This window comes from endosymbiont of Riftia pachyptila (vent Ph05) (assembly GCF_000224455.1).
Lineage (GTDB): Bacteria > Pseudomonadota > Gammaproteobacteria > Chromatiales > Chromatiaceae > Endoriftia > Endoriftia persephonae.
This window is the reverse complement of record NZ_AFOC01000007.1, coordinates 12,318-38,180: the sequence shown is the minus strand read 5'-3', so window position 1 is coordinate 38,180 and position 25,863 is coordinate 12,318. Positions and strand designations below refer to the sequence as shown.

General features: G+C 60.4%; 29 protein-coding genes. 21 read left to right on the top strand and 8 right to left on the bottom strand.

Translation table 11 applies throughout. From position 1 onward, the window contains the following. Positions 1-88 precede the first annotated feature (88 nt). The 7 genes from RIFP1SYM_RS02050 (at position 89) to RIFP1SYM_RS02020 (ending at position 6,864) form a co-directional block, all read left to right on the top strand. On the top strand, positions 89-1,054 hold the full coding sequence (locus RIFP1SYM_RS02050; RefSeq protein ID WP_081417687.1) for an isochorismate synthase: 966 nt from the start codon (positions 89-91) through the stop codon (positions 1,052-1,054). Next, on the top strand, positions 1,054-2,751 hold the full coding sequence (gene menD / locus RIFP1SYM_RS02045) for a 2-succinyl-5-enolpyruvyl-6-hydroxy-3-cyclohexene-1-carboxylic-acid synthase (RefSeq protein ID WP_005958978.1): 1,698 nt from the start codon (positions 1,054-1,056) through the stop codon (positions 2,749-2,751). The genes RIFP1SYM_RS02050 and menD overlap by 1 nt, the downstream gene beginning before the upstream one ends. A 21-nt stretch (positions 2,752-2,772) precedes the next feature. Beyond that, positions 2,773-3,558, top strand: coding sequence for a hypothetical protein (locus RIFP1SYM_RS02040; protein ID WP_005958977.1), 786 nt, complete (start codon positions 2,773-2,775; stop codon positions 3,556-3,558). A gap of 127 nt (positions 3,559-3,685) precedes the next feature. Next, the gene (menB, locus tag RIFP1SYM_RS02035) at positions 3,686-4,516 is read left to right on the top strand and encodes a 1,4-dihydroxy-2-naphthoyl-CoA synthase (protein ID WP_005958976.1); all 831 of its coding nucleotides are present in this window, start codon (positions 3,686-3,688) and stop codon (positions 4,514-4,516) included. Then, positions 4,513-5,376 carry a 1,4-dihydroxy-2-naphthoate polyprenyltransferase gene (locus RIFP1SYM_RS02030; RefSeq protein WP_005958975.1) on the top strand — a complete coding sequence of 288 codons (864 nt, stop codon included), beginning with the start codon at positions 4,513-4,515 and terminating at the stop codon, positions 5,374-5,376. The genes menB and RIFP1SYM_RS02030 overlap by 4 nt, the downstream gene beginning before the upstream one ends. 1 nt (position 5,377) lies before the next feature. Next, positions 5,378-6,454 (top strand): o-succinylbenzoate synthase, encoded by a 1,077-nt coding sequence (gene menC, locus RIFP1SYM_RS02025; protein ID WP_005958974.1) that lies wholly within the window; start codon positions 5,378-5,380, stop codon positions 6,452-6,454. After that, positions 6,451-6,864: an acyl-CoA thioesterase gene (locus RIFP1SYM_RS02020; RefSeq protein WP_005958973.1), complete on the top strand. Its 414-nt coding sequence runs from the start codon at positions 6,451-6,453 to the stop codon at positions 6,862-6,864. The genes menC and RIFP1SYM_RS02020 overlap by 4 nt, the downstream gene beginning before the upstream one ends. Before the next feature lie 182 nt (positions 6,865-7,046). On the opposite strand, the gene RIFP1SYM_RS16800 is transcribed toward RIFP1SYM_RS02020, so the two are convergent. From RIFP1SYM_RS16800 to RIFP1SYM_RS16220, 4 genes are all read right to left on the bottom strand, one after another. Continuing rightward, positions 7,047-7,313, bottom strand: coding sequence for an RNA recognition motif domain-containing protein (locus RIFP1SYM_RS16800; protein ID WP_081417686.1), 267 nt, complete (start codon positions 7,311-7,313; stop codon positions 7,047-7,049). 127 nt (positions 7,314-7,440) lie between these two features. Next, the gene (locus tag RIFP1SYM_RS16795) at positions 7,441-7,650 is read right to left on the bottom strand and encodes a cold-shock protein (protein WP_006473869.1); all 210 of its coding nucleotides are present in this window, start codon (positions 7,648-7,650) and stop codon (positions 7,441-7,443) included. A 363-nt stretch (positions 7,651-8,013) separates the two neighbouring features. Beyond that, positions 8,014-8,466 carry a DUF192 domain-containing protein gene (locus RIFP1SYM_RS02010; RefSeq protein WP_005958969.1) on the bottom strand — a complete coding sequence of 151 codons (453 nt, stop codon included), beginning with the start codon at positions 8,464-8,466 and terminating at the stop codon, positions 8,014-8,016. A gap of 32 nt (positions 8,467-8,498) precedes the next feature. Beyond that, positions 8,499-8,882, bottom strand: coding sequence for an SEL1-like repeat protein (locus RIFP1SYM_RS16220; protein WP_006473872.1), 384 nt, complete (start codon positions 8,880-8,882; stop codon positions 8,499-8,501). Between the two features lie 121 nt (positions 8,883-9,003). On the opposite strand from RIFP1SYM_RS16220, the gene RIFP1SYM_RS02000 reads away from it, so the two are divergent. After that, positions 9,004-9,198: a hypothetical protein gene (locus RIFP1SYM_RS02000; protein WP_010084547.1), complete on the top strand. Its 195-nt coding sequence runs from the start codon at positions 9,004-9,006 to the stop codon at positions 9,196-9,198. 26 nt (positions 9,199-9,224) lie between these two features. Here RIFP1SYM_RS02000 and RIFP1SYM_RS01995 read toward each other — a convergent pair whose 3' ends face one another. Next, positions 9,225-10,547 carry a dicarboxylate/amino acid:cation symporter gene (locus RIFP1SYM_RS01995; protein ID WP_005958966.1) on the bottom strand — a complete coding sequence of 441 codons (1,323 nt, stop codon included), beginning with the start codon at positions 10,545-10,547 and terminating at the stop codon, positions 9,225-9,227. A 911-nt stretch (positions 10,548-11,458) separates the two neighbouring features. Then, complete coding sequence (locus tag RIFP1SYM_RS01990) at positions 11,459-13,177, bottom strand: B12-binding domain-containing radical SAM protein (RefSeq protein WP_006473877.1); 1,719 nt, start codon at positions 13,175-13,177, stop codon at positions 11,459-11,461. Positions 13,178-13,267: 90 nt separating this feature from the next. On the opposite strand from RIFP1SYM_RS01990, the gene RIFP1SYM_RS01985 reads away from it, so the two are divergent. The 10 genes from RIFP1SYM_RS01985 to RIFP1SYM_RS01940 all read left to right on the top strand — a co-directional run bounded on the left by RIFP1SYM_RS01985 (position 13,268) and on the right by RIFP1SYM_RS01940 (position 21,371). Continuing rightward, positions 13,268-14,098 (top strand): hypothetical protein, encoded by an 831-nt coding sequence (locus RIFP1SYM_RS01985; RefSeq protein ID WP_039959580.1) that lies wholly within the window; start codon positions 13,268-13,270, stop codon positions 14,096-14,098. 19 nt (positions 14,099-14,117) lie between these two features. Beyond that, the gene (locus RIFP1SYM_RS01980; RefSeq protein WP_005958963.1) at positions 14,118-14,663 is read left to right on the top strand and encodes a hypothetical protein; all 546 of its coding nucleotides are present in this window, start codon (positions 14,118-14,120) and stop codon (positions 14,661-14,663) included. 7 nt (positions 14,664-14,670) lie between these two features. After that, positions 14,671-14,871, top strand: a complete 201-nt coding sequence (locus RIFP1SYM_RS01975) for a hypothetical protein (RefSeq protein WP_005958962.1) — start codon at positions 14,671-14,673, stop codon at positions 14,869-14,871. 32 nt (positions 14,872-14,903) lie between these two features. Continuing rightward, the gene (locus tag RIFP1SYM_RS01970) at positions 14,904-15,347 is read left to right on the top strand and encodes a hypothetical protein (RefSeq protein WP_005958961.1); all 444 of its coding nucleotides are present in this window, start codon (positions 14,904-14,906) and stop codon (positions 15,345-15,347) included. Further along, positions 15,313-16,113 carry a hypothetical protein gene (locus tag RIFP1SYM_RS01965; RefSeq protein WP_005958960.1) on the top strand — a complete coding sequence of 267 codons (801 nt, stop codon included), beginning with the start codon at positions 15,313-15,315 and terminating at the stop codon, positions 16,111-16,113. Before RIFP1SYM_RS01970 ends, RIFP1SYM_RS01965 begins: the two co-directional genes overlap by 35 nt. Further along, positions 16,103-17,569: a hypothetical protein gene (locus RIFP1SYM_RS01960; protein WP_240991986.1), complete on the top strand. Its 1,467-nt coding sequence runs from the start codon at positions 16,103-16,105 to the stop codon at positions 17,567-17,569. Before RIFP1SYM_RS01965 ends, RIFP1SYM_RS01960 begins: the two co-directional genes overlap by 11 nt. Before the next feature lie 15 nt (positions 17,570-17,584). Next, entirely contained in the window at positions 17,585-18,079 is a 495-nt protein-coding gene (locus RIFP1SYM_RS01955) for a hypothetical protein (RefSeq protein WP_005958957.1), read from the top strand. Next, positions 18,080-18,931 carry a lytic transglycosylase domain-containing protein gene (locus RIFP1SYM_RS01950; RefSeq protein ID WP_005958956.1) on the top strand — a complete coding sequence of 284 codons (852 nt, stop codon included), beginning with the start codon at positions 18,080-18,082 and terminating at the stop codon, positions 18,929-18,931. A 104-nt stretch (positions 18,932-19,035) separates the two neighbouring features. Beyond that, on the top strand, positions 19,036-20,313 hold the full coding sequence (gene tviB / locus RIFP1SYM_RS01945; protein WP_005958955.1) for a Vi polysaccharide biosynthesis UDP-N-acetylglucosamine C-6 dehydrogenase TviB: 1,278 nt from the start codon (positions 19,036-19,038) through the stop codon (positions 20,311-20,313). Between the two features lie 50 nt (positions 20,314-20,363). After that, positions 20,364-21,371 (top strand): NAD-dependent epimerase, encoded by a 1,008-nt coding sequence (locus tag RIFP1SYM_RS01940; protein ID WP_006473882.1) that lies wholly within the window; start codon positions 20,364-20,366, stop codon positions 21,369-21,371. Between the two features lie 322 nt (positions 21,372-21,693). Here the strand turns inward: RIFP1SYM_RS01940 and rdgC are convergent, their stop codons facing one another. Next, positions 21,694-22,605 (bottom strand): recombination-associated protein RdgC, encoded by a 912-nt coding sequence (rdgC, locus tag RIFP1SYM_RS01935; RefSeq protein ID WP_005958953.1) that lies wholly within the window; start codon positions 22,603-22,605, stop codon positions 21,694-21,696. A gap of 100 nt (positions 22,606-22,705) precedes the next feature. Here rdgC and amrA point away from each other — a divergent pair, with 100 nt between their 5' ends. After that, on the top strand, positions 22,706-23,311 hold the full coding sequence (gene amrA, locus RIFP1SYM_RS01930; RefSeq protein ID WP_039959574.1) for an AmmeMemoRadiSam system protein A: 606 nt from the start codon (positions 22,706-22,708) through the stop codon (positions 23,309-23,311). A gap of 3 nt (positions 23,312-23,314) precedes the next feature. Here the strand turns inward: amrA and RIFP1SYM_RS01925 are convergent, their stop codons facing one another. Continuing rightward, the gene (locus tag RIFP1SYM_RS01925; protein ID WP_006473884.1) at positions 23,315-24,109 is read right to left on the bottom strand and encodes a pentapeptide repeat-containing protein; all 795 of its coding nucleotides are present in this window, start codon (positions 24,107-24,109) and stop codon (positions 23,315-23,317) included. 131 nt (positions 24,110-24,240) lie between these two features. Between RIFP1SYM_RS01925 and fliK the strand changes: the two genes are divergently transcribed. Then, positions 24,241-25,365 carry a flagellar hook-length control protein FliK gene (gene fliK / locus RIFP1SYM_RS01920; RefSeq protein ID WP_005958950.1) on the top strand — a complete coding sequence of 375 codons (1,125 nt, stop codon included), beginning with the start codon at positions 24,241-24,243 and terminating at the stop codon, positions 25,363-25,365. Then, positions 25,362-25,646 (top strand): EscU/YscU/HrcU family type III secretion system export apparatus switch protein, encoded by a 285-nt coding sequence (locus tag RIFP1SYM_RS01915; RefSeq protein WP_005958949.1) that lies wholly within the window; start codon positions 25,362-25,364, stop codon positions 25,644-25,646. The genes fliK and RIFP1SYM_RS01915 overlap by 4 nt, the downstream gene beginning before the upstream one ends. Positions 25,647-25,863: the final 217 nt, after the last annotated feature.

Genomic DNA, 25,863 nt, shown 5'->3' with positions numbered 1-25,863 from the left:
GTGCCGCAAAGGCCAATGATATCCCCCTGGAAGGGGCTACCGAATGCCGCCATCTTTCTGCCGGAGATCCTGATCCAGCAGCGCAACAATCGCTGCAGCCTCTGCTTCAGCCACGACATCGCCAGCGAGAGCCGAACCGANGCTGCTAGTTGAGCGCTGGCTGGCACTGTTCGATCAACTGCTGCAGGCACTCGACCGGAAATCCGGCCCGCCGGGACAGCGGACACGCCTCACCCGCACCCGCCAGCAACCCGACCCGCAGACATGGCACGCACTGGTGCAGCAGGCCAAAGAGTCGATCCGCAACAGCGATCTGGAAAAGGTGGTACTAACCCGCCAAATCCGGGTCGAAGCGCAACGCCGGCTCGATCCCGGCCGCCTGATGGCAACCCTCGACTGCCTCTACCCCAGCAGCCGGCACCTGGCATTCCGCATCGGCGAACACAGCTTCGTCGCCGCCACCCCTGAGCGCCTGCTGGCCTGTCAAGGATCGCAGATCAACTGTGACGCCATCGGCGGTACCAGCCGCCGCTCGGCCGACGAGCGTGAAGACAAGATACTCGGCGAATCCTTACTAAATAACCCCAAGGCGTTGCACGAACACGCCCTGGTGGTCGACACCATCCAGCATGCCTTGACCCCCATCTGCAGTCGGTTTGAACCGAGCAGCGGCCCACAGCTGTTGCCGCTACGGGGACTACAGCACCTGCATACCGAGATCCAGGGCAGCCTCAAGCCAGACACCAGCCTGCTACAGGCGGCCGCCCGACTGCACCCCACCGGCGCGGTCAACGGCGTCCCCACAGCAGTTGCCAGCCAGTGGCTGGCACAGCACGAGGCGCTCGAACGCGGCTGGTACACCGGCGCCGCCGGCTGGATCAATGCCGAGGGCGACGGCGAACTGGCGGTACTGCTGCGCTGCGCCCTGCTCGACGGCAGCCAGGCACACCTCTACGCCGGCGCCGGCATCACCGCCGGTTCAGATCCAGACGCGGAGTTCGATGAGACTGAGCTAAAATTGGCCGCCATGCTAGAAGCCCTGGAAAACGCCTGATGCACGACACCGCCCTGCGCAATCTGCAGTGGGCCGATGCCCTGATCGACGGCCTGATCGCCACCGGGGTCAGACGCGCCGTGTTCTCCCCCGGCTCCCGCTCCACGCCGCTGATCCTAGCCCTGGAACGGCGCACCGAGATGCGCTGCTGGCACCACCCCGATGAGCGCAGCGCCAGCTTCTTCGCCCTCGGCCTGGCCCGCCATAATCATCAACCGGTGGCGCTGATCGCCACCTCCGGCAGCGCCCCGGCCCACTGGTACCCGGCGGTGATCGAGGCCAACCGCGCCGCCATCCCACTTTTGCTGCTGAGCGCCGACCGTCCACCGGAGCTACACGACTGCGGCGCCAACCAGACCGTCGACCAGAGCCACCTATTCGGCAGCCAGGTGCGTGCCTTCCACGACCCAGGCCCGGCCCAGAGAGGAGCAGAGGCACTGCACTTCATCCGTAGCCTGGCGATCAAGGCAAGCCAGCAGAGCCGCTGGCCAAATCCCGGGCCGGTGCACATCAACCTGCCGTTTCGTGAGCCGCTGGTGCCCCAGCAGATACCCGCACCATCCACCCCCGGCGAGGCACAGCCCTGGTCGCCGCCACGGCTGCTGCCCGATCCGCAACAGATCAATCGAATCAGTACGCACATCTCCGGCAAGCCGGGTCTGATCCTCTGCGGCCCCGACCAGGAGAGAGCCGGCTTCCCTGAAGCGGTGACAACCCTGGCCACCCGCCTCGACTGCCCGATCCTCGCCGATCCGCTCAGCCAGCTGCGCTTCGGCGAGCACGATCGTTCCCGGGTCTGCTGCCACTACGACGCCTTCCTGCGCCGAAACCGCTTCAGCCGCAGCCACCAACCCCAATGGCTGCTGCGCTTTGGGGCCGCCCCGGTCTCCGGGGCCCTGCTCGACTATCTGGCGCAGACCGAACCTGCCACCCTGCTCTGCTCCCCTCGTGGCGACTGGCCCGATCCGCTACACCAGAGCCGCGAGATGATTCGCGCCGACGCCACAGCACTCTGTGAGGCGCTCAGCCAGACAAGCCTCACGCCGGCCCCGGCCGATTGGCTCGAAACCTTCGTGCGTGCTGAGCAACAGGCGGCCACCTGCCGCCTCCCGGCCGAGAAGATCCCCTTCGAAGATCAGCTGATCCAACAGCTGATCGATTGGCTGCCGGCAGGTTCGACCCTGTTCAGCAGCAACTCCCTGCCGATCCGCCAGCTCGACAGTTTCAGCGGCAGTGGCTCAAAGAGGCTGCGCATCTTCGCCAACCGGGGCGCCAGTGGCATCGACGGCAACGTCTCCACCTTGCTCGGCCTGATGGCTGCCAGCGAGACGCCAGTGGTCGGTCTGCTAGGGGATCTGGCGCTGTTCCACGACATGAACGGCCTGCTCGCGGCCAGAGATCTGCAGGGTGTGATCATCCTGCTCAACAACGGTGGCGGCGCCATCTTCGGCCAACTGCCCCAAGCGGGGCTGGAGCAGTTCGAAGCCCACTGGCTGATGCCCACCGGACTCGACTTTTCACACAGCGCCAGACTTTATGGACTGAACTTCCAGCGAGTGACCCGGCAGGCCGAGTTCAGACCAGCACTAGAGCAGGCCATACAGGCAAACGGTGTCAGCCTGATCGAGGTGGTGCTGAACCGGAGCCTGAGTCTGCAGCGCCAGCACGACTATTGGCAGACCGTCGCCCGCGACTGATCGACCGGAGACCGACCAATCATGCTCTTCAGCTTTCGTAACCTCCGCATCCTACTGCTGCTCGGTCTGCTGCTGTTCGTCGCCCTCTATACCCACCATCAGGCCTTCGACTCGACATCCTGGTTCGAGCCTCTGGATGTGGTGATATTCCCCATCAATGCGGATGGTAATACCGACACCGCGGCCTATATCCAGCGCCTAAAAGACGCAGACTTCGCCGCCATCGACCGGTTCATCCAACAACAATCGAAGCGCTATGAGGTGTTTATCGCCCCCCCCACCCGTACCCGTCTGGGAACGCAGATCGACACCCCACCTCCCGCAGTACCGGCCATCGACGCCAGCCTGCTGGAGAGGCTCACCTGGAGCCTCCAGCTACGCTACTGGGCCTGGAAAAACACCCCGGATGAAGACTCCAACCAGCATCGCGTGAGGATCTTCGTGCTCTATCAGCAGGGACGGGAGGGCGCCGCCCTGGCCCACTCGCTGGGTCTGCAGAAGGGGCTGCTAGGCGTGGTGCACGCCTACGCCATCGACAAACAGACGCAGAAGAACAACCTTGTGATCGCCCATGAGCTACTGCATACGGTGGGCGCGAGCGACAAATATGGCGCCGATGGCATGCCGCTCTTCCCCATCGGCTACGCCCGGCCCGACAAACAACCCCTTCACCCGCAAAGCCGCTGTGAGATAATGGCGGGTCGGCTCGCCGTCTCTGCCAGCGAAGCACAGATGCCGGCTAGCCTGCGCCACTGTGTGATCGGCCCACAGAGCGCCGCCGAAATCGGCTGGGTGTTGGAAGAGTAAACAGAATATAGGACGGCCCGTGGCCGCCGCGTGTCATCAATTGAAATCAAGGATGATGTCGGGCGCAGCCCGACCTATACGGTGTCATGTTTAATTACCGGATGAAAATTGATAACAGATTCCAATTATGAACAAGCCTATCCAGTGGCAGAGCCCTGCCGACATCGAATTTAAAGATATCCTCTACCACCAGGCCGAGGGCATTGCCAAGATCACCATCAACCGCCCTGAAGTGCGCAATGCGTTTCGGCCAGAGACTGTGGAGGAGCTGGGCCAGGCGTTCCGCCGCGCCCATCTCGACCCGCAGATCGGCGTCATCATCCTCACCGGCGCCGGCGATCTCGCCTTCTGCTCCGGCGGCGATCAAAAGATTCGCGGCGACGGCGGCTACCGGGACCATAACGGCGTGGAGCAGCTCAACGTGCTGGAGCTGCAGCGCCAGATCCGCACCCTACCCAAGCCAGTGATAGCGATGGTGGCGGGCTACGCTATCGGCGGCGGCCACGTACTACACCTGATCTGTGACCTCAGTATCGTCGCCGACAACGCCCGCTTCGGCCAGACCGGCCCCCGTGTCGGCAGCTTCGACGGCGGCCTAGGCGCCGGCATCCTGGCGCGCACCGTGGGCCTCAAAAAAGCCAAGGAGATCTGGTTCCTCTGCCGCCAGTACGACGCGCAACAGGCACTGCAGATGGGGCTGGTGAATACCGTGGTGCCGCTAGCTGAGCTGGAGGCGGAAACGGTGCAGTGGTGCCGCGAGATGCTACAGCTCTCTCCCACCGCGCTGCGCGTGCTGAAGGCATCATTCAACGCCGATACCGATGGCTTGTCCGGCATTCAGGAGCTGGCGGGCAACGCTACCGCCCTCTTCTACCTCACCGAAGAGGCCCAGGAGGGGCGCGACGCCTTCGTCGAGAAGCGTCCGGCGGATTTCAACAAATTCCCGCGTCGCCCATGAAGCGCTGGCTGCTCGCGATTCGCCCCAAGACATTGGGGATCTCGCTGGTGCCAGTACTGGTGGGCAGCGGCCTCGCCTGGGCGGAGACGGCGCAGCTCCACTGGCCAACCGCCCTGGCGGCCCTAGCTGGCGCGCTGCTGATCCAGATAGGCACCAACCTGCACAACGATGCCGCCGACTTCGAGCGTGGCGCCGACACCGCCGAGCGCATCGGCCCGGCCCGCGCTACCGCCCAGGGCTGGTTCAGCGCCGCCGAGGTGAAGCGGGCTGCCTATTTCGCCTTCGGTCTGGCGTTTCTAATCGGCCTCTATCTCGCTTGGCACGGCGGCTGGCCGATCGTGCTGTTGGGGCTCGCCTCGCTGGCGGCAGGTTACGCCTACACCGGCGGCCCCAGGCCAATCGCCTACAGCGCCTCCGGCGAGCTGTTTGTGTTCCTCTTCTTTGGCCTGGCGGCAGTACTCGGCAGCTACTATCTGCAGACAATGAGTCTGTCGTTCAACGCCTTCGCCGCCGCGGTGGCGGTGGGCCTGCTCGCCGCTGCGGTACTGTTGGTCAACAACTATCGAGACCTAGAGACCGATGAACGGGCCGACAAGCTGACCCTGGCGCACTATCTGGGCCGCGCGCACGCTCGACAACTCTACGCCCTCCTTCTGTTGCTGCCCTTCCTGCTGCCACTGCTGGCGCCACAGATCAGCCCAGGCGGCTGGCTGGTGTTGATTGCCCTGCCGTTGGCGCTGCGGCTGCTCTACCGTTTCATCAGCGAACCCCCTGGCCCGGCCTTCAATCAAATCCTGGCACAGACCGCCCAACTGCAGCTCGCCTACGGATTGTTGTTGAGCGGCGGCCTGCTGCTTTGAGATGCAAATCAAGCATGCGCGTCTGATCCCCTACCGGTTGCCGCTGCAACGGCCCTGGCGCACCAGCCGGGGCACACTGAAGGAGAGGCAGGGCTGGCTGGTCGCCTTGGAGACAGAGGCAGGGCTGCGTGGCTGTGGCGACTGCGCCCCCCTGCCGGTTGCAGGCACAGAAAACAGGGAACAGGCCAAGCATTGGCTCTCTCAACAGATGCCGGCCCTGACGGGAGACTCACCAAGAGAGCGGCTTGCCGCACTACCAATAGGGGGCGGCTGCCCTGCCGCCCGATGTGCACTGGAGAGCGCGCTGCTCGATCTCATCAGTCAGGCTGAAGGCGTAAGCCTTCGCCACTGGCTCAATCCCCAGGCGGCGAAATCGGTGCCGGTGAATGCCAACATCGGCGCGCTAGATGGGCAAGTCGGCGAGCGTAGCGAACGGGCCCTAGCGCAGGGGTTCGATATCCTCAAACTCAAGCTAGGACTGGATCGCGTTGGGCAGGAGCTGGCCCGGCTGGAGCAGTTGGCGGCAAGCCTGCCACCATCCACCCGGCTGCGGCTGGATGCTAACGGCGCCTGGGATTTTGCCCAGGCGAGCGCCTTCCTGCAAGACATCGAAGGGCTGCCGGTGGAATCGATCGAGGAGCCTTTAAGCACTCCGGAGACCGCCAGCCTGACAGCACTTCAGGCACAGACCCACTACCCTCTAGCGATCGATGAATCCCTGCCCCGCTTCGAGCTGGAGAGGCTGTTGCAACACCCGCCAGTGCGGCGCCTGATCATCAAGCCGATGGTTCAGGGCGGGCTGCTGTCATCGCTCAGACTGGCCCAACGAGCTGCCGAGTCCGGCATGGAGGCGCTGGTCACCAGCAGCCTCGAGAGTGCAGTGGGAATTCAGGCCGCCGCTCAGCTCGCCGCGGCAATCGGCGGCGCAGAACAACCACTGGCCCACGGGCTGGCCACCAGCGACTGGCTGGCCCGGGATCTGGCCCAGCCACCGCAAATCATTGCGGGCCAGCTGCTGTTAAACGACGTTATCGGACTTGGCCTAAGGGGCCTGCACAACCTGGAGTCACCGCAATGATGAGCAGCAGATTCGACTACCACTTCAGAGTCCAATTACACGATATCGACGCCGCCGGGGTGGTATTTTTTTCCCATACCCTGCGCCACGCCCACGATGCCTATGAGGCCTTCATGGCGGAAATGGGCTTCAGCCTGCATGATCTGATCGAAGCCAAACAGGGTCTGCCCCTGGTCCACAGCGAAGCTGACTATCTACGCCCCATGCGCCATGGTGATGCAGTCGAAATCCGGTTACAGGTGGAACGGCTAGGCGATAGCTCATTCACCATCGCTTATCAATTTTTTGATTCACAGGGGGGTAAACTGGCGCGGGTGAGAACCACCCACGTCATGCTGGACCTCAGCAATGGCAGCTCAATGCCACTTTCTGAGGAGCTGAGAAAGAGCCTAGCCGCCTATCTGGAGTAACGGCTAACGGGGCGGGCATCGCCGTGATCAGTGTGGCAACTGCTGACTGATCACGGCGATGCCCGCCCCATTGCACTCTGCCTTTTACGGCTCGCCTCCGCCGGCACCCATCCGTGTGCGCAGCTGCGATCGTTGGGCCGATTTAGCAGCCTCGAACTGAAGGCATCAAGACAGTGAGATGGTCAGCGGCGTCTGCCGCCACGTCCTCTTCTTGGCCGGTCGGGCCCGACACGGATCATGCTACCGTTGAATTCACTGCCGTCGAGCGCTGCAATAGCGGCGCGGGCTTCGTGTCCTTCCATATCGATAACGGCAAAGCCCTTGCAATCACCGGAGAAGAGATCTTTTACCAGTTTGAGAGAACGGACCACGCCGTATTCCGAAAAGAGTGCTGTCAGACTCTCTTCTGTGGTCGATCTAGGGAGACCACGAACCGAAAGGGTAATCAATGCTTTTGACCTGCTGCGTAATTCGTCGACAAATAAGTCTGTGCATCCCTGCACCTATCTAATCCGCTGCGACAACGGTTCGGAAAACCGTCCCATAAAGAAACGGGACAGCGGATTGAAACAAAACTTACAGCGGAACTACGTTATCAGCTTGGGGGCCTTTCTTGCCATCGACTTCAGTAAACTCGACCTTTTGGCCATCTTCAAGAGAAACATGGCCTTCACCAACAATCGCGCGAAAATGAACAAACAGGTCTTTGCCACCCTCGCGTTCGATAAAACCATAACCCTTTCCGCTGTCGAACCATTTGACGGTTCCGGTTTGTCTTTCTGACATCTGTAAATACCTCAATGAATTGCAAATATGTCCGTCTCAATGAACGAACCACCACCACGAATCTTGGCAGGCACTATGAAGCTCGATTCGAATGTATCTGTGAGGAAACAGCGAATGTTAGGCGTTATAGGTAGGACTAAGATCATGAAGACGCAAAAGATATATCGCCTTAGGCTGAAATGCAAACTAAACCCGTCCATTACGCGAGATTGGCCACCTTCAGCACGCTGCCGCATGCGTCGCCGGTCTCGACGTTGGCCGTGAATACCCGCTCCAGCCCTTGAGCCCTGGTCATCGCAGCAATGGGGAGCATACCACAGTCTTTGCTGTACAAACCGTCCGCTTCTGGCCGGCGGCGGCAGCTCAGTGTGCCTGAATCGGGTTTGGCAGATACAATCTGGCGTTTTTTATCAGGCGATGTTTTTCAAACCAACCTCTGTTCATCTCCAGGGCGTAGATGGCCGGCCCGGCTGAAGCGTAGGTTGTCAGCCCACTATCGGGAGGCATAGTGTGGGTATTGAGCAGACGACCCTCGCTGTCGAAGAAGCCCACATCGAGGGGCATGGACATGTTCAGCATCCAGATCTTCACGATCTTCTCATGGGGAAACACCATCAGCAGGCCCTGATCCTTGGCAAGTTTTTCTCGCCCAATCAGGCCAGTCGCTCGCGATTCCAGATCCGCCGCCAACTCCACTTCAGCACGGACGTCATTGACATAGATGGTTGTCCGTTCTGTGTGGTCGCAGGCCGATAGAAGGGTGGCGAACAGCAGCGCGGGGAGCACTCCGACTTTTGTCTGCTCGGCAAGGCGCATTCGAGTCGTTCAATCAATCCGAGATCACAGATTCACTTTGATGCCGGCTCAGGCAACCCCAGTTTGGCCTGATACTCACTCAATAACTCCTCTGCGTGGCGGATCTGCTCCAGCGGCATGGCCGCGGCGGCCGTATCTCTGAAACGCTCGGCATATCTGTCTCCCGCCTGCATACCCAGGGCAAACCAGACATAGGCCATCGGGTAGTTCGTCTCCGTTCCCAGGCCATAGAGATACATGCTGCCAAGCTTGCTGTAGGCACGGGTATCACCAGCCTGCGAGGCGGCCTGAAACTCCTTGAAAGCGGTTGCTCTATCACCTTTCCGGTTGGCCTCTTCCCCCTCTTCAAAATCGGCCTGGAGAGCGAAAGAAAACAACAGGAAACAGCTGGTGAGAATGGTGCGAAAAGAGATCATGCGTTGGGTCCTGATCAGCCAAAAGATGCCAGGGATGTTACAACAAAATCGTCCGATGGATGAGCCGCCAGCGCTCCAGCTGCTATAAACCCGATATACGCAATAATCGAGGAGTTTCCCCATGACCAACCGAGCTTCCGGCCCTGAGACCAACCAAGCCCCAAATTTTCCCAGCCCCACTGCGCAGCAGCCACGGCAGAGTCTGAGCATGCACGATGGCGTTGAGGTCTGGCATGATTGCTGTTCCTGCGAGGCGGAGCCCTATTGGCTCGACCTGATGGAGCACGCTGCCGAGGCACCGAGCAAAGAGCGCTAGCCTCCTGCGGGATCTACCCTTCTGGCTTAAGCCTTCTCCTGGGCCACCGCACCCGCCAGATCGCTGGTCGCCGTCTCCACCGAGCCGGCATGCGGATCGTCGAAACATACCTGATCCAGCGCTCCCTCACCCTTAGCAATGATGCAGGAGACGGCGCAGTCACCGGTGACGTTGCAGGCGGTGCGCATCATGTCGAGCAGGCGGTCGACGCCGATGATCAGCGCGATCCCCTCCACCGGCAGGCCGACCTGGTTGAGCACCATGGTCAGCATCACCAACCCGACACCGGGCACCGCGGCGGTGCCGATCGAGGCCAGAGTCGCAGTCAGCACCACCATCAGATACTCGGTGACGCCGAGATCTACGCCGTAGACGTTGGCGATGAAGACGGTCGCCACCCCCTGCATCATGGCGGTACCGTCCATATTGAGGGTGGCACCGAGCGGCACGGTAAAGGAGGCGACCGAGGTATCCACCCCCATCTTCGCCTCCACGGTACGCATGGTGATCGGGATGGTGGCGCCGGAACTGGCGGTGGAAAAAGCAAAGGTAGCTGGATCGCGCATCTTGCGCAGAAAGCGCAGCGGGTTGAGCCCGGCCAGCAGCTTCAGCAACAGCGGGTAGGTGACGAAGGCATGCAGCCCGAGCGCCACCGTCAGGGTCAGGAAATAGGCCAGCAGCGGCACGATCAGATCGAGTCCTTGAGTGGCAAAGGTGCGTGCGATCAGCGCAAACACGCCGTAAGGAGCGAGACGCATGATGATCTCCACCATGTGCATGATCACCGCATCCAGGTCGTTGAACAGGTTGAGCACGTGCCGGCCGCGCTCACCGGCGAGGGTGATGGCGATGCCGAACAGCAGCGAGAAGACGATGATCTGCAGCATGTTGCCCTCGGAGAGGGCCGCCACCGGATTGGTCGGCACCATGCTGATGAAGACCTGGGAGATCGGCGGCGCCTCCTTGCCCTGGAAACTCACATCGGCAACCCCCGCCTCGAAGCCCTGGCCCGGCCCGACCACCGTCGCCAGAATCAGGGCGATGCTGATCGCCACCGCGGTGGTAAAAAGGTAGAGCAGGATCGCCTTGACGCTCATCCGCCCCAGCGCCGACAGGTTGCCAAGCGAGGTGACCCCGCCCACCAGGGAGACAAACACCAACGGCACCACCAGCATCTTTAACGAAGCGACGAAGATCGCACCGACCACATAGAGCAGACCGTCGGTCAGATAATCCTTGAGCAGGCCTTCAGCACCGAATAGCAGGTTGAGCAGTATGCCCAGCAGGGCGCCGCTGGCCATCGCGATCATGATCCGGCGGGTCAGGCCGTGGAGTTTCTGGTGACTCATGCTGTGTTGGGGTTCCGGTTGTTTGTTGAACTGCGGAACGTTAACAGATGGTTTGAAATGTGTACAAAGAGTTTATTGCGGGTGACAAAGTGGCTAGCAGAGCTGCACGGAACCGGATTCAAGCAATGGAGACATTTACTCAAATCAGTTAACAAGTCACAGAGGTCTCTCAGCAGTTGCGCAAATAAAACCATGGCGAAGCAGGTCGAGCCGCGACGAGTCAAATCTGAGGGAACTCTTGAGGGCAAGCACCTCGCTATTCAGATAGGGCCCCGTCGGCGAATATCATAGAGGCCAGGAGCACAGATTCCATCAACAGGCCGGATGTAAGACTACCATCGATTCTCTTCGCCAACGCGTTTCACTTGGCAAACGGGCGGCGTGCATATAAGTGTTTCCTTAACAAGCCAGCAGTGAGCAGACTAATATGAAAACAGAGCGGGTGGAGCAATGCGAAGAAAGCCACCTGGGCCGAAAATGAAAGAAGCTGCAGCCCGCCGGCTTTCCCGGCAGACTGCAGCCTCAGCTTGAGCGATCAACTCAGGGGGCCAGCAAACTCAGTTGAGTAGATTATGAACCCCCCAAAAGAGCAGCTTCCCGGTCAAGATCACTCCCAGCAATGCGAACATCACCATGGAAGTGATCACGTAGCTGCTGATATCCCGCTGATCATTGCGCGTTCTAATCATAGGCATCACCTCTTTAACACTAGGCTAGTTTCGACAACAAACCGGTCTGATATCCGCACCTGAAAGAGTCAAGCTCTCGTGGTGGCTCTCAGATGCATATTAGCTGTTGTTGATGCGCGATAGCGGCAGGATCAGTGCGGGGTTAAGGCATTTTTGAGGGTTCAGGATTTAGATTAACGGGACGAAGGCAACTCAGGAAATTCATGCGCCCAGCGGGGATTCCTATTCCGTTCTCAGCGACACCAGAGTCACCGGCTTGCCACGCTTGTGCTGACGTGGCCAGACCCCATAATGACCAGCCTGCAGTGGCTCCAGACGCCGGCGGTTAATGATCGACACCGCCGCTGCCGAGAGCCGCAGCACAGGCAACCGGCGACGGCTCCCATCCACCACCAGGGGTGGCGACCAATCAATCCGGGCAGCGATCCAGGCCGGCGTGTTGCGGTTCGGCAGGGTAAAGTTGGCATAGTCCCAGAGCAGCAGCTCCTGCAGCAGCGGATCACCATCCAGCCAGGGCTCAAGAAAACCGACCAGATGCCCGAACAGTCGCTCAGGTTGCATCTTCTCCCGTGCGATGCCCTCCCCCAACTGTTCCATCAGCGTATCGAAAAAGCACACCAGCTCATCGTTGAAGTGGTGCGGCACCAGCCGCATCAGGGTCGCAACCAGATAGCCACTGTTCCAGAGCCGCTCCAGCAGGGCCGCATAGCGTTTGAAGCGGGCAAACGCTTGGAAGCTAAGCAGCGGATGGGCCAACACCTCGTAGGGTGGCTGCGGATCCCAACGGTAGCCCAGCGTCTGTGCCTGATCATGCAGCGGCGTTCCGGGCAGCAGCTTCAGGCTGCCGAGCTGCAGATGCTCGGGAAACAGCCGGAACACCCGGTTGAGTGAGTCGGCGCAGTGTGCCGCATCCTCCCCCGGCAGCCCGACGATCAGATCGAGGTGGACTGGATGGCGCTTCATCGCCACCAGTTCGCGGATATTATCCAGCGCCTTGGACACCTCCATCTGCCGTTCGATGGCATTGAGCACCGGTTCATTGAGGGTCTGCAGGCCGATCTCAAACTGAAAACGGCCCGGCTCGGCGTGGCGGAAGATCACCATCGCCTCCGCAGAGATACGATCCGGGTTGAGCTCCAGATGGAAACGCAGATCACCCTCCGCTTCGGCAAAACGTTGCAGCAGACGCAGGGTGCGCTGTTTGCCGAGATGGAAACTGCGATCGAGCAGCTTGATGGTCTTGCCTTTTAATCGGGAGAGGACCGCCAGCTCCTGTTCCACCCGTTCGATGGGGAAGGCACGCAGACGGTCAGTGGCGCTGGTGCAGAAGGTGCATTTATAAGGGCAACCGCGGGAGGTCTCCCAGTAGATCAGCGGTTTCCCCGCATCAAAGCTACTCAGCAGGATGGTGGAGGGGATCTGTTCCACCGGTAACAACCGGATCGGATTACGGTGGATCTGGCCCTGATCCCACCAGATCAGGCCAGAGATGGTTGACAACTCCCCTACCCCAGCAAACTGCCAGCGCAATAGATCGCGAAATGCCGCCTCGCCCTCACCATCCACCACAAAGTCGATGATCGGCACAGCCCTGAGCAGCGCCTCGCCCCGCGGTCCTGCCTCCGGCCCGCCAAAGACGATCCGACACTCCGGCAGCAGCTGTTTGAGCAGCTGCGCCAAGCGGATGCAGGCATCGATATTCCAGAGATAGCAGGAGAAGCCGATCAGCCGCGGCTGCCAGGCCACCAGCTCCTCAAGCAGCGTCTGGTGACTGACATTGACCTGCGCCTCGAACAGCTGGATCCCGGCATGGAAAGGCTCGTTCCAGCAGAAGGCGGCCAGCGAGCGGATCGCCAGCGAAGAGTGGCTGTAGCCCGCATGCAGTGCAACCAGGGCTACCGGGTGGGATGCGGCGCTGAGGCACCGGTCAGGATCGATCATCGCGCGCACTATACACCGGCACAAGGTATTCAGCAGCCGTTCAGTTAAGCAGGTCCAAACTCTTTGCAGATTCAAAAGGAGGGACCAACCATGCCAACCCACACCACCCCCGCCAGCCACAGAGGCCTACCCCTGATCGCCGCAGCTACCGTCTGGCTGGCACTCTTTTCCAGCCCCACCCCGTCGGCCACAGCTCCGACGCTGAAGCTCTTCCCCACCACTGTTCTAGAGGATATTCGCCACACCGGCAGGGTGGCAAAGGAGATGGAGAGCGGCCTGCAACAGGTGATCGAACGGCTCGATCTGCAGCAGCAGATGACCATCGAGAGCAAATGCGATGGCGCCGAGGAGGACCCCGGCTGCAACCAGCTGCGCCAACAGCTGAGTACCAGCTATCTGGAGATGCTGCAGATCATGGAGCAGAACCTGCCTGAGATGGAGAGTGCGGTGGAGACCACCCGCAAGAGTCTAGCGAAACGCCTGCGCACCGAACTGGGGCAACGCATGACCCCCTGGGAGTTGCAGCAGGCCCTGCTCGGTGAGTCGCAGCAGATAGCCGACAGCACCCGGCCCAGCCTGCGCGGCCGTTCTGGGATGCGTCTCAGCGACCGTTTCAACCAGTACTACAAGCTGGTCGCCAACGGCTCTGCCTCCAACGACACCTCGCTGGCGGTGATCGCCTCCGACATCTACCTCGACATGGAGGAGACCGCCAACCTGATCACCCGCACCCGCCAAGAGATCAGCCGCGCCACTCTGATGGGGCAGCTCTCGCAATCCTTCGGCGTGATCACTCCGGAGATGCAGCAGATTGTGAACGGCGTGAAACAGATCCTGTTCGGCGACCCGGCAGCAGAACAGCCGATCGCCGCACCTCCCGCCACCCAGGCCGCCGGCTACCACAGCCCACTAGCCATGTAGACAGACCAGGAGAGAGAGCATGAAGATCCGAAACAGCCTCTACGCCAGCGCATTCGCAGCCACTCTTTTCGCTATCAGCGGCTGTAACAGCGAGACGGTCAAGGCCAACGTCTGCAATCCACCCGAAGGGCACGATCTGAATCAGGCGATGCAGCAGGCAAAACAGGACCTCAGCGACATCTGCGGCTACCGTTTCAATGCCTACTTCAGTCAGTTGATGAAGATCGCCGAGGGCGACCCACAACCCGCCAACAAGGAGAAGTTCAGCGACTTCATGATGTGGGCCCACCGCACCAGCCTGCTCAGCAAGCGCCAGGCCCGGGAACTCTACAACCGCTATTTCAACGTCAAATATGTCTCCCTGATGGGGGACTACAACAACTGCTCCACCAGCTGCACCCGCCAGCAACAGCTGATCAGCGAGATGCAGCAGGAGCTGCTCGACAAGGAGCAGGGATTGCTCAAGATCAGCCGAGACAACAGCGGCTACCAGCGTGCCGACCGTCTGCTGCAGGAGACCGAGTTGGTACTCGAAGCCACCTGCACCGCCTGCCGCAGCAACTGAGGCCAAAATGAACCAGACAACCACAGGTCACTTTCTGAAGGGTTTTGCCGCTGGCGGTGGTGTGACCCTGCTGCTGGGAGCCAGTGGCCTCTACCTCGCCAGTCTGAGCGGAGCGATCAGCATCGACAGCGGCAAACTGATGGCCTGCAGCAGTGGCTCGACTGGTTCAACCAGAACCTCGGTAGCGCGCTGCTACCGTTCAGCCTGATCGCGCTGCTGTTTCTGGTCAATCTCACTGTCTTGAAGCAGAAGCTGCAGCGTGGCGACCCACCCGAACAGGTCGCTCAGACGGAGCACCTGCTGGATGTCTGGACCGGCCTGTTCTTCGGCATCGGCGTAATCTGGACCGCCATCGGCATGCGCGGCGCACTGCTGCAGGCACTTGGGGATCCGACCTCTAGCGCCCAGCTGGGGGCGTTTGTGATCCTGCAGCGGCTGGTCGATGGCGGCATCCTGCTGGCCCTATCCACCACCATCTTCGGCGGCATAGGCGGCTATCTGATGCGGCTGATCAAGGCCCTCTCTGTGGGCGGCGAGCTGCGCCGCTTCTATCTGCAGCACCACGCACAGCAGAGCGACTCGATACTGCTGGTGTTACAGCGTATTGAGCAGCAGCTGGAGAGTATGGGAAATAAGGACCAAACCGACCATGTACCCAAGCTACTCGAACATCGAGCCCACTGATCCATTCCTGCAGGGTGACGGCGGCGACAGCCTGCAGACCGATGTGATGCGCTTCATGGCGATCCTCGGCTTCTGCCTGCTGGCGATCTTTGCCTTGGTCCAGTCACTGCCCCAAGACGACCCGCAACGAGAGGCGTTGAGCGCGCAGATCAGCCAGCTGACGCAGCAGCGGGAACAACATCGGGCAGAGCTATCACAACTGCACCAACAGCTCGAGCAGGCCGCTGCGAGGGCGCAACAAATGGCGCAGTCGGCTCGCGAATCCGCAACGACCATCCAGCAGCAACGCCGCCAGATCGAAGCGTTAAGCGGCCAACTGGCCAGCGCAACCGAACAGCGCAAAAGCAGCCGGGAGGCGCAGGCGCAGCGCTGGCCAAGCGACACCACTCAACCCGCAAAGCTGCTCAGACAACCCGGATTCACCCTGCGCTTCGCTTCCGATCAGGTATTGCTGCAGCTGATTCGCCAACGCCACATCAAGTTTTTCGCCATCTCCGGTGAGATGGCCTGGCGCGCCACCTCCGCCCTCAGCTACATCGAGCAGAGGCCGCCATCACAAATCCACGAGATGAGCGCTGCAACCGTCCCCAGTGCCCTGATCAACGCCCTGCCCACCAGCAGGGCAGACGAGATGACCTGGGGAGTGGTGCTGCCCGCAGCAATCCACACCGAAATCAAACAGCTGATGCAGCAGTATCGCCAGGGCGATCTGGTGATCGATCGCCACGGCAAAGTGCACATCAAAGGAGCCGTAGATGAAGATTGAGCGCCTTCTCTGCCCGCTGTTTCTGTTGATCCTCGTCGGTTGCGGCAGCCAACCCCAGCGCCCTGCCGCAAGCAGCAGCCTGGATCGCTGGATCGACCAGCAACTGATCCCCCACCTGCAACAGAGACTCACCCGTGAACCACGCCTGATGGGGCAGCCGATCCTGATCGGCGGCCTGCAAGCAGGCCAGATCTCCCCGCTGGAGGATCAGCTGAGCCATTCAATCGCGCGTCGCCTGACCCAGGGGCTGCTACCGCAGCGCAGCATCAACCTGCTCTCGCTCAATGCGACAGACAAGTGGCGCTTCTACTCACGGCAGCGGGCCTGTGCTGAGACCCCGGAGGTCCACTACCTGCTTGGCATCGAGATGGAGAGACGGCCTGGCGCACAACTAAGTGTTTCGGTCAGGATCCTGGATCTGCAGGAGAATCACTGGGTCTCCGGGGTTGGACTGCAGTGGCAGGGGAGCGCGGATGCGGCACAACTGGCGCTGAGCCAGCAGGCGCATCACGACGAGGCGCTGCGCGGCCTGCGCAGACTGCCATTCCGGACAGACCAGCCAGATCTGGCGGCACATCGACTGGCCAGCGATCTCGCCTGCCAGATCCGTCAGCTGCCTCTAACCAGCCCACAACTCTATCTTGTGCAACAGCAAGACAGTGACCGCCGCCTGCAACTGGTGGGCCACTACCTCAGCCGCCTGGGCAGGGTTCATCTGACCCGGCACAAAGAGGAGGCAGATCTGGTGATGCAGGCGCAGTCACTATCGGTGTCGGCCTCTCTCAGCCAATATTGGGTGACACTGAAGCCGCTCGAGGCAGAGGCAGCGCCGCTCGATATCGGCAGCAGCATCTATTCGTTGCAGACTGCCGGTGAGCCGCAGCAGAGCGGTGTCAAACAACCTGTTGTACGCATCCTCAGCCCCGCCTCGGAACAGCTATGCGATTCACCCACCCCCTGGCAATCTGGCATGCAGCAGATTGCAGCCCACCGAACGGAGAGGATTCCCGGCTGTTTTGCCATCGAGATCGAGGCAGCTGCAGACGAGTTCGTGTTTGCCTTCAAACAGACCGGCGGGCAGAGGCTGCTGCGCCTCAGCCCCTCCAGCTGTCTCTCCCTGAGTGTACAGCCGTCTGCAGAACAGCCCCGGCGACGATTGCGGTTACCCTCTGCACACGCCCGACCGGCGCTATTTTCCGCCCGGCGGCCGGAACGTTACATCCTGCTGCTCGCCAAACGGGGGGAGCCGGCCACTCGCCTGTCACGCCATCTCGCCCAGCTGGCCGATCCCTGTGACCAGGATGAGCAGCCTGCCATCTCCCGAGAGCAGCAACGGCTCTGGCTGGAAGCGCTAGAACAGATCGTCGATCAGCATCCACAGACGATCAGCTGGCGCGCCCTGGAGATCGGCGAGCCGCTCCATCAGACCGCCCACTGGCGCCAAGCACACAGATAACCGCGGGAGGACGAGATGTTCAGGATATTGGGATTTATCACCGGCAGCAGCATCGCTGCACTACTGCTTTTAAGCCTGTTCGATCCACCTCAACTGACCGAACTGCACAGCAAGGTTGACGCAACTCTTGGGCAGATAAGCGAGGCGGTACAACACGATAAGCGGCCTACTCCAGCACCAGCAGAGACTAGCAGGGCAGCAAGCCAGCCCATCGCCCAAGCCAAATCGACGAAACATCAACCGGCAACCCTCTCCCCGTCAGAGGTGAGTTCGCCGGAACAGCAGCCACTGGCTTGGCAACCGTTCTGGAAACCTTTCCGCAGCGAGCTCTCGGCGCTTGGATTTGCCAGCCGCATCGCCCGGCTCAGTGGCCGTGAAGTCCACGTGGAACAGAGCGGCAGCGGCAGATACCAGGCCCAGTTTGCCTACCGTGGCGAACCAGACCGGCGCGTCGGACTCGCGCTGATCAGCAGTGCCAGCGGCCTTCCCATCGAACAGGGAACGCCATAGATGGCCTTCCTGAGCCGAGGCGCCGCCACCCTCGCATTGCTGCTAATACCGGCACTGCTTTATGCAGCACCTGGATCCTCATCCGCTCGATCCAGCGAGATGCAGCAACGTTGGCGGGCGTTTCTTGAACAGCAGGAGCATCAGCCTGCCATCTCAGCTAGGCTCCCCTATCTGCACTGCTTCCAGCGGGCTGCGGCAGCCCAGCAGCTGCCCACGCTGTTGCTGTTGGCCGTGGCCCGGGGCGAGAGCGACTTCGACGCCAATGCCATCTCCAAAGCCAATGCCCACGGTCTGATGCAGATCCAGTGGCCTGGGACCGCCAATCATCTGGGCATCTATCGGCTCGCCGATCTCTATCAGCCCTGTCGTAACGTGGCGGCGGGCGGACGCTATCTGAAGGAGTTGCTACAGCGCTACGATGGCGATCTACACCGTGCGCTGGCGGCCTACAATTATGGTCCCAGTCGCATCACCAAAGGGGATGCACCGATCCCCGATGGCGCCGACTGGTACAGCCGCTATATCTACCGTCATCTACAGAGCCTGCTTGGCCGCTATGCTGCCACCGCCACTAGCCAGCGCCAGACCGACTTCGCAAGTGAACAGAAACTGCTCCTGGTCGAGTTCAGCCGACCCTACCGGGCGGAGGCCATGCTGGCCCATCTCACCGCCCGTTTTCCGGCGCTCCACTTCGACTGGTTCCGCACCCCGGCACAACGATTTCGCGTGGTGGTGGTAATTGCGGATAAGCACGCAGCAAAGCAGGCTCTGCCACTGCTGAAGGCGGCTGGATTCGACTCCAGAGATTTTTCGGAACGACATCTCACCTTCAAGAAAAAATCTCGCCTTTGAATTAGCCACACGCTACTATTCGTAAGGTTTTTTGCACCCTTACTGCAGAACCCTCTATCTAGTTATTCTCTTAAATTACAACAAGTTATAAACAAGGACTCAGCATGTTCGACCTCAGGAACACACGAATCGGTGTACTTGGACTGGGCTACGTCGGTCTGCCTCTGGCCGTCGAATTTGGCAAACAGTATCCAACCATCGGCCTCGATATTAACGAAGCTCGGGTAGAGGAACTGAAACAGGGCCGCGACAGCTCCCTGGAAGTAGAACCCGAAGAGCTCAAGGCCTGCCCTCAACTCAGCTACAGCAGTAATCCGGACGATCTGAAGGACTGCAACGTCTACATCGTTACGGTTCCTACTCCGATCAACGAACACAAGCAGCCCGACCTGAGCCCGCTGATCGGCGCCAGCCGCATGCTTGGCAGCCTGATCAAGCCTGGCGATGTCGCAATCTTCGAGTCGACCGTCTACCCCGGCGCCACCGAAGAAGACTGCATCCCGATCATCGAAGAGATCTCCGGGCTCAAGTTCAACCAGGACTTCTACGCCGGCTACAGCCCCGAGCGCATCAACCCCGGTGACAAAGAACACCGCCTGGTGACCATCAAGAAGGTCACCTCCGGCTCCACCCCCGATGTCGCCGACTATGTTGATGATCTCTATAAGAGCATCATCCAGGCCGGCACCCACAAGGCGAGCAGCATCAAGGTCGCCGAGGCTGCCAAGGTCATCGAGAACACCCAGCGCGACGTCAACATCGCCCTGATCAACGAACTCGCACTGATCTTCAATCGCCTCGGTATCGACACCGAGGAGGTACTGGCGGCCGCTGGCACCAAGTGGAACTTCCTGCCCTTCAAGCCCGGCCTGGTAGGTGGCCACTGTATCGGTGTCGACCCCTACTACATCGCTCACAAGGCGCAGGCCACCGGCTACCAGCCCGAGATCATCCTTGCCTGCCGTCGCCTCTCCGACAGCATGGGTTCCTATGTGGTCTACACCGTGGTCAAGCTGATGATGAAGCGCGGCGTGATCTCCGGCAACGGCAAGGTGCTGGTGCTCGGCTTGACCTTCAAGGAGAACTGCCCCGATCTGCGCAACACTCGCGTGGTCGACATCATCGCCGAATTCGATGACTACGGCGCCTCCGTCGACGTCTACGATCCCTGGGTGGACAAGGACGAAGCCCACAAAGAGTACGGCGTCACCCCCATCGACAACCTCGAAGAGGGTGCCTATGACGCAGTGGTATTGGCAGTAGCGCACAACGAGTTTGTCGAGATGGGCATCGACAAGATCCGCGCCCTGTGCAAACCCGATGGCGTACTCTACGACGTCAAGAATATCCTGCCCGCCGATCAGGTGGACGGTCGCCTGTAACTAGGGCATCCGCCCCGACCCCGATTACTCAAGGTTCCCAAGGAGAATCCATGAAAGTTTTGATCACCGGCGGTGCCGGTTTCATCGGCTCCGCGCTGGCGCTGCGCCTGCTGGAGCGCGGCGATGAGGTCATCAGCATCGATTGCCTCAACGACTACTACGACGTCAACCTGAAGAAGGCGCGCCTGGCGCGTACCCAGGACCACCCCAACTTTACCGACATCCGGATGGAGTTGGAGGATCGTGAAGGTATCGCCGATCTCTTTGCCACCCACAAGCCAAACCGGGTAGTCAACCTGGCGGCCCAGGCCGGTGTGCGCTACTCTATCGAGAATCCGCTCGCCTATATCGACTCCAATCTGATGGGCTTCGGCCACATCCTGGAGGGGTGTCGCCACAACGACGTGGAGCACCTGGTCTACGCTTCCAGCAGCTCGGTCTACGGTGCCAACACCTCGATGCCCTTCTCGGTGCATGACAACGTCAACCACCCGGTGAGCCTCTACGCGGCTACCAAGAAGGCCAACGAACTGATGGCCCACACCTACAGCCACCTCTACCGGCTACCCACCACCGGACTGCGCTTCTTCACCGTTTATGGCCCTTGGAGCCGCCCCGACATGGCGATGCTCAAGTTCGCCCACAAGATCATGAAGGGCGAGCACATCGACGTTTTCAACTACGGCAAGCATCAGCGTGACTTCACCTACATCGATGACATCGTCGAGGGTGTGATTCGGGTGCTGGATCGCCCAGCCCAGCCCAATCCGGACTGGAACAGTGACAACCCGGACACCGCCAGCAGCCGTGCGCCCTACCGCATCTACAACATCGGCAGCAACAACCCCACCGAGTTGATGCGTTACATTGAGCTGTTGGAAGAGTCGCTGGGCAAGAAGGCGAAGGTCAACATGCTGCCGCTGCAGGATGGCGATGTGGTTGCCACCTACGCAGACGTGGATGATCTAATCAAGGACACCGGCTACAAGCCGGACACCAAGCTGGAAGATGGCGTCGCCGCCTTCGGCAAGTGGTTCAAGGAGTTCTACGGCTATTGATCTGTAGGCTGTTACGATGGCGCCACGTGCGCCATCGTAATGGCGCACGGATCCAGGTAGAAGCAACGTAGCGTGCTGCTTCAGCTCTCAATGAGGATTCGGGGAGAAAAAAACGCAGGTGGGGCCTCCAACCCAGGAGGCTTAGAGGGCTTAGAATACCCCACCTGCAGACTAGCGCTTATCCACGGAAACGACCAATCCGTGTACGTTGCAGGCATAGACTACCCGTTGCCCTTCCCGCCTGGCATTGACCCAAGTCAACTAAACCCTTCTATCAGTTGGGTATTTGTTTGAAGACCGCAAGTCTGACAAAGAAGATCCGCTACCCTTCCTCCAACAACCCACCAAACTGCTCCAGCAACCGCGGCAAAAAGCGTCGCAGTTCCAGATTCATTAAGGCGAAATCCACATCGAAGCGGGTGATAGCATCCTCTGCCTCGGCTTCCGCTGCCTCTTCCTGAATCAGATCCAGAAACCGCAAACGCTTCAGCGCCAAGTCGGACTCCAAGCTACAGGAGATCCGCTCTTCCCACTCGATCCCCAGCTTCACCACCTGCTTTCCCGCCGCCAGGTGAACGCCGATCTCTTCAGCTGCCAGATCCTGGCCCTTGCAGCGGATCACTGCAGACTCATCGTTGCTGTCGCGCAGTTCGCAGCTGTCCAGCAGCAGGAAACCCGGTTTGCTCTCTGGCTCCCGGACCCAGTCGGTCAGTACTGCCGCAGGGGCAATCTGGCTCTCAAGCGGACGAAGCGGCAGGCTGCCCAGTGTCTCCCGCAACAGGCTCAACAGCGCTTCCGCCCGCTTTGCCGAGGCCGCATCCACCAGAATCCAGCGATTCGAGCGATCGATCATAGCATGCAGATAAGAGGATTTTGTAAACGCCTTCGGCAGCAGTTCAAAGGTGATCTCATCGCGCATCTCCCGCTGCTCTTTGCGGGAAACGCGGCGCGCCTCCGCCTCCTCCACCGCCGCAACCCGCTCCGCCACCGCCTCGTTAATCACCGGCGCAGGCAACAGCCGCTCTTCCTGACGCATGCAGATCATCAGGCTACCGGTATTTTCGTGACAGAAGCCTGACTCCTGACCGGCAACCACCGCCGCCCACCCCACCGATAACGGCTCATTAGGACCACAGGGGCGGAACGCCCGCTCCTGCAAAAGCTCCTGCAGCTGTTCCTGGGAGAGATCAAACGCCTGCTTTAAACGGTAGATACGCAGATTTTTAAACCACATGCGGTGAGCTTCCTGTGTGTGAAAAGGGCGGGATTATGGCGAATGGGGTAGCGTGAATCCAGACTTGCTTTTTTGCTCCCGGCGACACATGGTAGAGACCATGATAGAGGTAACCACCGATCGCTTGGGCAGCGTGGAGCGTGACACGCTGATGGCGGTCGCGTTCGAATCGATAGCCTATGGACTCGACAATGGCTGCGCCCCCGAGACCAAGCTTGACACCTACCCCGAGCCCCTGCAGCAGGAACGCGCCAGCTTCGTCACACTCAACAAACATGGCATGTTGCGCGGCTGTATCGGCCACTTGGAGGCCTTCCAGCCACTAGTGAAAGATGTCGCCGACAACGCCTACGCCGCCGCCTTCCGGGATCCGCGTTTCCCGCCATTGAAACGCAGCGAGCTGAGCAGCATCGAACTCCACATCTCCATCCTGACCCCCTCTGTGCCACTGGAGTTCACTTCCGAGGCCGAGCTGCTCGCCCAGCTGCGCCCCGGTCGCGACGGGCTGATCCTGAAAGAGGGCTATAATCGCGGCACCTTCCTCCCCTCAGTCTGGGATTCACTGCCACAACCGGAAGATTTTCTTCGCCAACTGAAGCGCAAGGCAGGACTCCCCGAGAACCACTGGTCCGGCAGTGTGCAGATTTTCCGATACGAGACCGAATCCTTCTCCAGCCGGCCAGAGGATCAGCCCCAGAAAGGGTGAGATTCAGCGCAGGCATTTGCCTTTGGAGCCCACCAGACAGGGCTTGCCATCCAGCCAGAGCGCCTGGTCAAAATGCGCATCCTGCAGCTGCGCACCTGCCAGGCTCGCCCCGCTCAGATCGGCAAACCGCAGATCTGCTCCGCGCAGATCAGTGTGGGAAAGATCCGCACCACGCAGATCCGCCCCCATCAGGCTCGCCCCGCTGAGCAGCGCATAGGCCAGATCGGCTTTGGTCAGATTTGCATAACGCAGATCGGCATGTTCCAGATTGGTGGCGGTCAGATGTGCACCACGCAGAATTGTACTATTCAGATTGGCACCCTGCAGGCTTGCCGAGCCCACATCGACCCCCGCCAGCACGCAGTTGCGCCAGTTGACACCTGGCCCGGGCGGCGCATCACATCGGGGTGGATCTACTGGCGGCGGCACGCCAAACCAGAGCGCTACACCAAGTAAGCTCAGCAGCCCCGCAACCAACGCGAGGATGACCACAGGACTCAGAGGTGCGCTGAGTGCATCCTCCCGCTCATGCCCAGAGTGCACACGATGGGCAAACAGACGCCCTGCCTGCTTCTCACCAAGCAGGGCGCGCAGTTGCAGGGGAACCACATCTGCGACATGCAAAATCCGCTGCCACTGGCGGCCATCTCGGCTGATCTCATCGCTCAGCTCCAATTCACCCCGCAACAGCTTACGGCGCACGCTAGCCGCTGGATAGGGCCCGTGCTTCACCCCCTTACAGCGCAACAGCCATTGGTCCGGGTATCTCTGTTCCTGTTCACTCATCGCAGTAGACATCAGCCACCTCGTCTTCCCCGTTAGCGGCGCAACCAAAGCGAAATTGAATCGCCCTCCAAGTCGCTTATACTTTTTCCAGCCCCTGCCGGCAGGGATGTTTAGCGCTTGAAAGAGGGTTTCGGCACCAGCCCATGCACATCACCCATCTGAAACTGACCGAGCAGCTCTCGCCGCCCCCCTCCCGGGAGCAGTTGCTAAATAGCCTCAAGCCGGGGCAACTGCTCAAGGCCACGGCCCTGAGCGACAACATCAATGGCAGTGTGCGGCTGCAGATCGGTGTCACCAAACTAATCGCCCAGACCCAACTTGCCATCAAGACCGGACAGCAGCTTACCCTGAGCGTGGAGAAGGCAGGCGAGCTGCCGGAACTCAAGCTGGTGACCGGACGCAGCCTGGCTGAGATCCAGAGTACTCTGTTGAAATCGATCCTGCCGCGACAACAGCCCCTTACACAGCTATTCCAGCGCTTCGCCGAACTGCTCTCCAGCCCAGCCAGCCGGGAGCTGCCGGAGAGTCTGCGCCAGTCGATAGGCCAGATCACCCAACAGCTGCTCACTTCCGCTCGGCCGGAGCTCATCCAGCGACTGCGTGAAGGCGTGAGCAACAGCGGCCTCTTCAGCGAACGCAGCCTGCTGGAGGGCAGGCCACAGGCGGGCGACCTGAAGATCAGTCTGCTGCAGCTGCTCGGTGTACTCAAATTCACGCTCGGAGATAGAGCTGGAGTGGCAAGCCGCTTTCAACTCCCCCAAGCCGCCCCCCAGGCACCTCAACCACTGGGCGAAGCGGCCACCCGGCTGCTGCTTGACCTCGCTAAGCAGCTCGACTCCGGCCTCGCCCGCATCGAAACGCTGCAGCTCAACTCCCTCCCCCAGGATGACCCCAGTCGCCAACTGTGGCAGTTTGAGCTGCCGATCCGCAATGCGGATCAGACCGATCTATTCACCATCTTCATCAAGCGACAGGGCACTCAGGAGAACCCGGATGAAGAACAGATCTGGAGCCTCACCCTGCGCATGAACCTAGCGGGACTCGGTCCGATGCGGGTACAACTGCGACTGCAGGGAAAAAGCATCTCCAGTCTATTTTGGGCGGAACAGTCACACACCACCCAACTGCTGAAGCGACATACCAGCCAACTGAAAAGCGCCTTCGAAAAGGCTGGCCTCGAAGTCACACAGATCAAGGCCTATCAGGGCATACCGACAGAAGAGCGGGAACTGCCCAGCGGCCTCTCGCTACTGGATGAAAAGGCATGAGCGACGACAAACAGCGGCAGGCCGACCTCGCCATCGCCCTCAACTACGATGGCAGCAACGCCCCCAGGCTCACTGCTAAAGGGCGGGGGGCAGTGGCGGAACAGATCCTTTCTATCGCCAAAGAGCACAATATCCCGCTGCACCAGGACACCGAACTCAGTGCCCTGCTGGCACAAATCCCGTTGGGTGATGAGATCCCCGAGGCCCTCTACCGTGCGGTAGCCGAGGTGATCGCCTTTGCCTATCTGCTCTCGGGCAAACGGCCACCGGGCTACGAATAGGACACCGTCTACAAGACTGCGTCATGCAATGACGAAGGGCACAAAGCCGCATTAGAAACAAACTGTTATCGCTTTCGTGTCCTTTGTGCTCTTGGTGGTAACACAACGACTTGCTGAGATAGATGACGTGATAGTGGTGTCGTGTGGTCTGAATTTGCAATCTGGCTTAGCACGCGCTAGAGTCTCGCGATTCAGCGACAATCTCTACGCTTTCCCC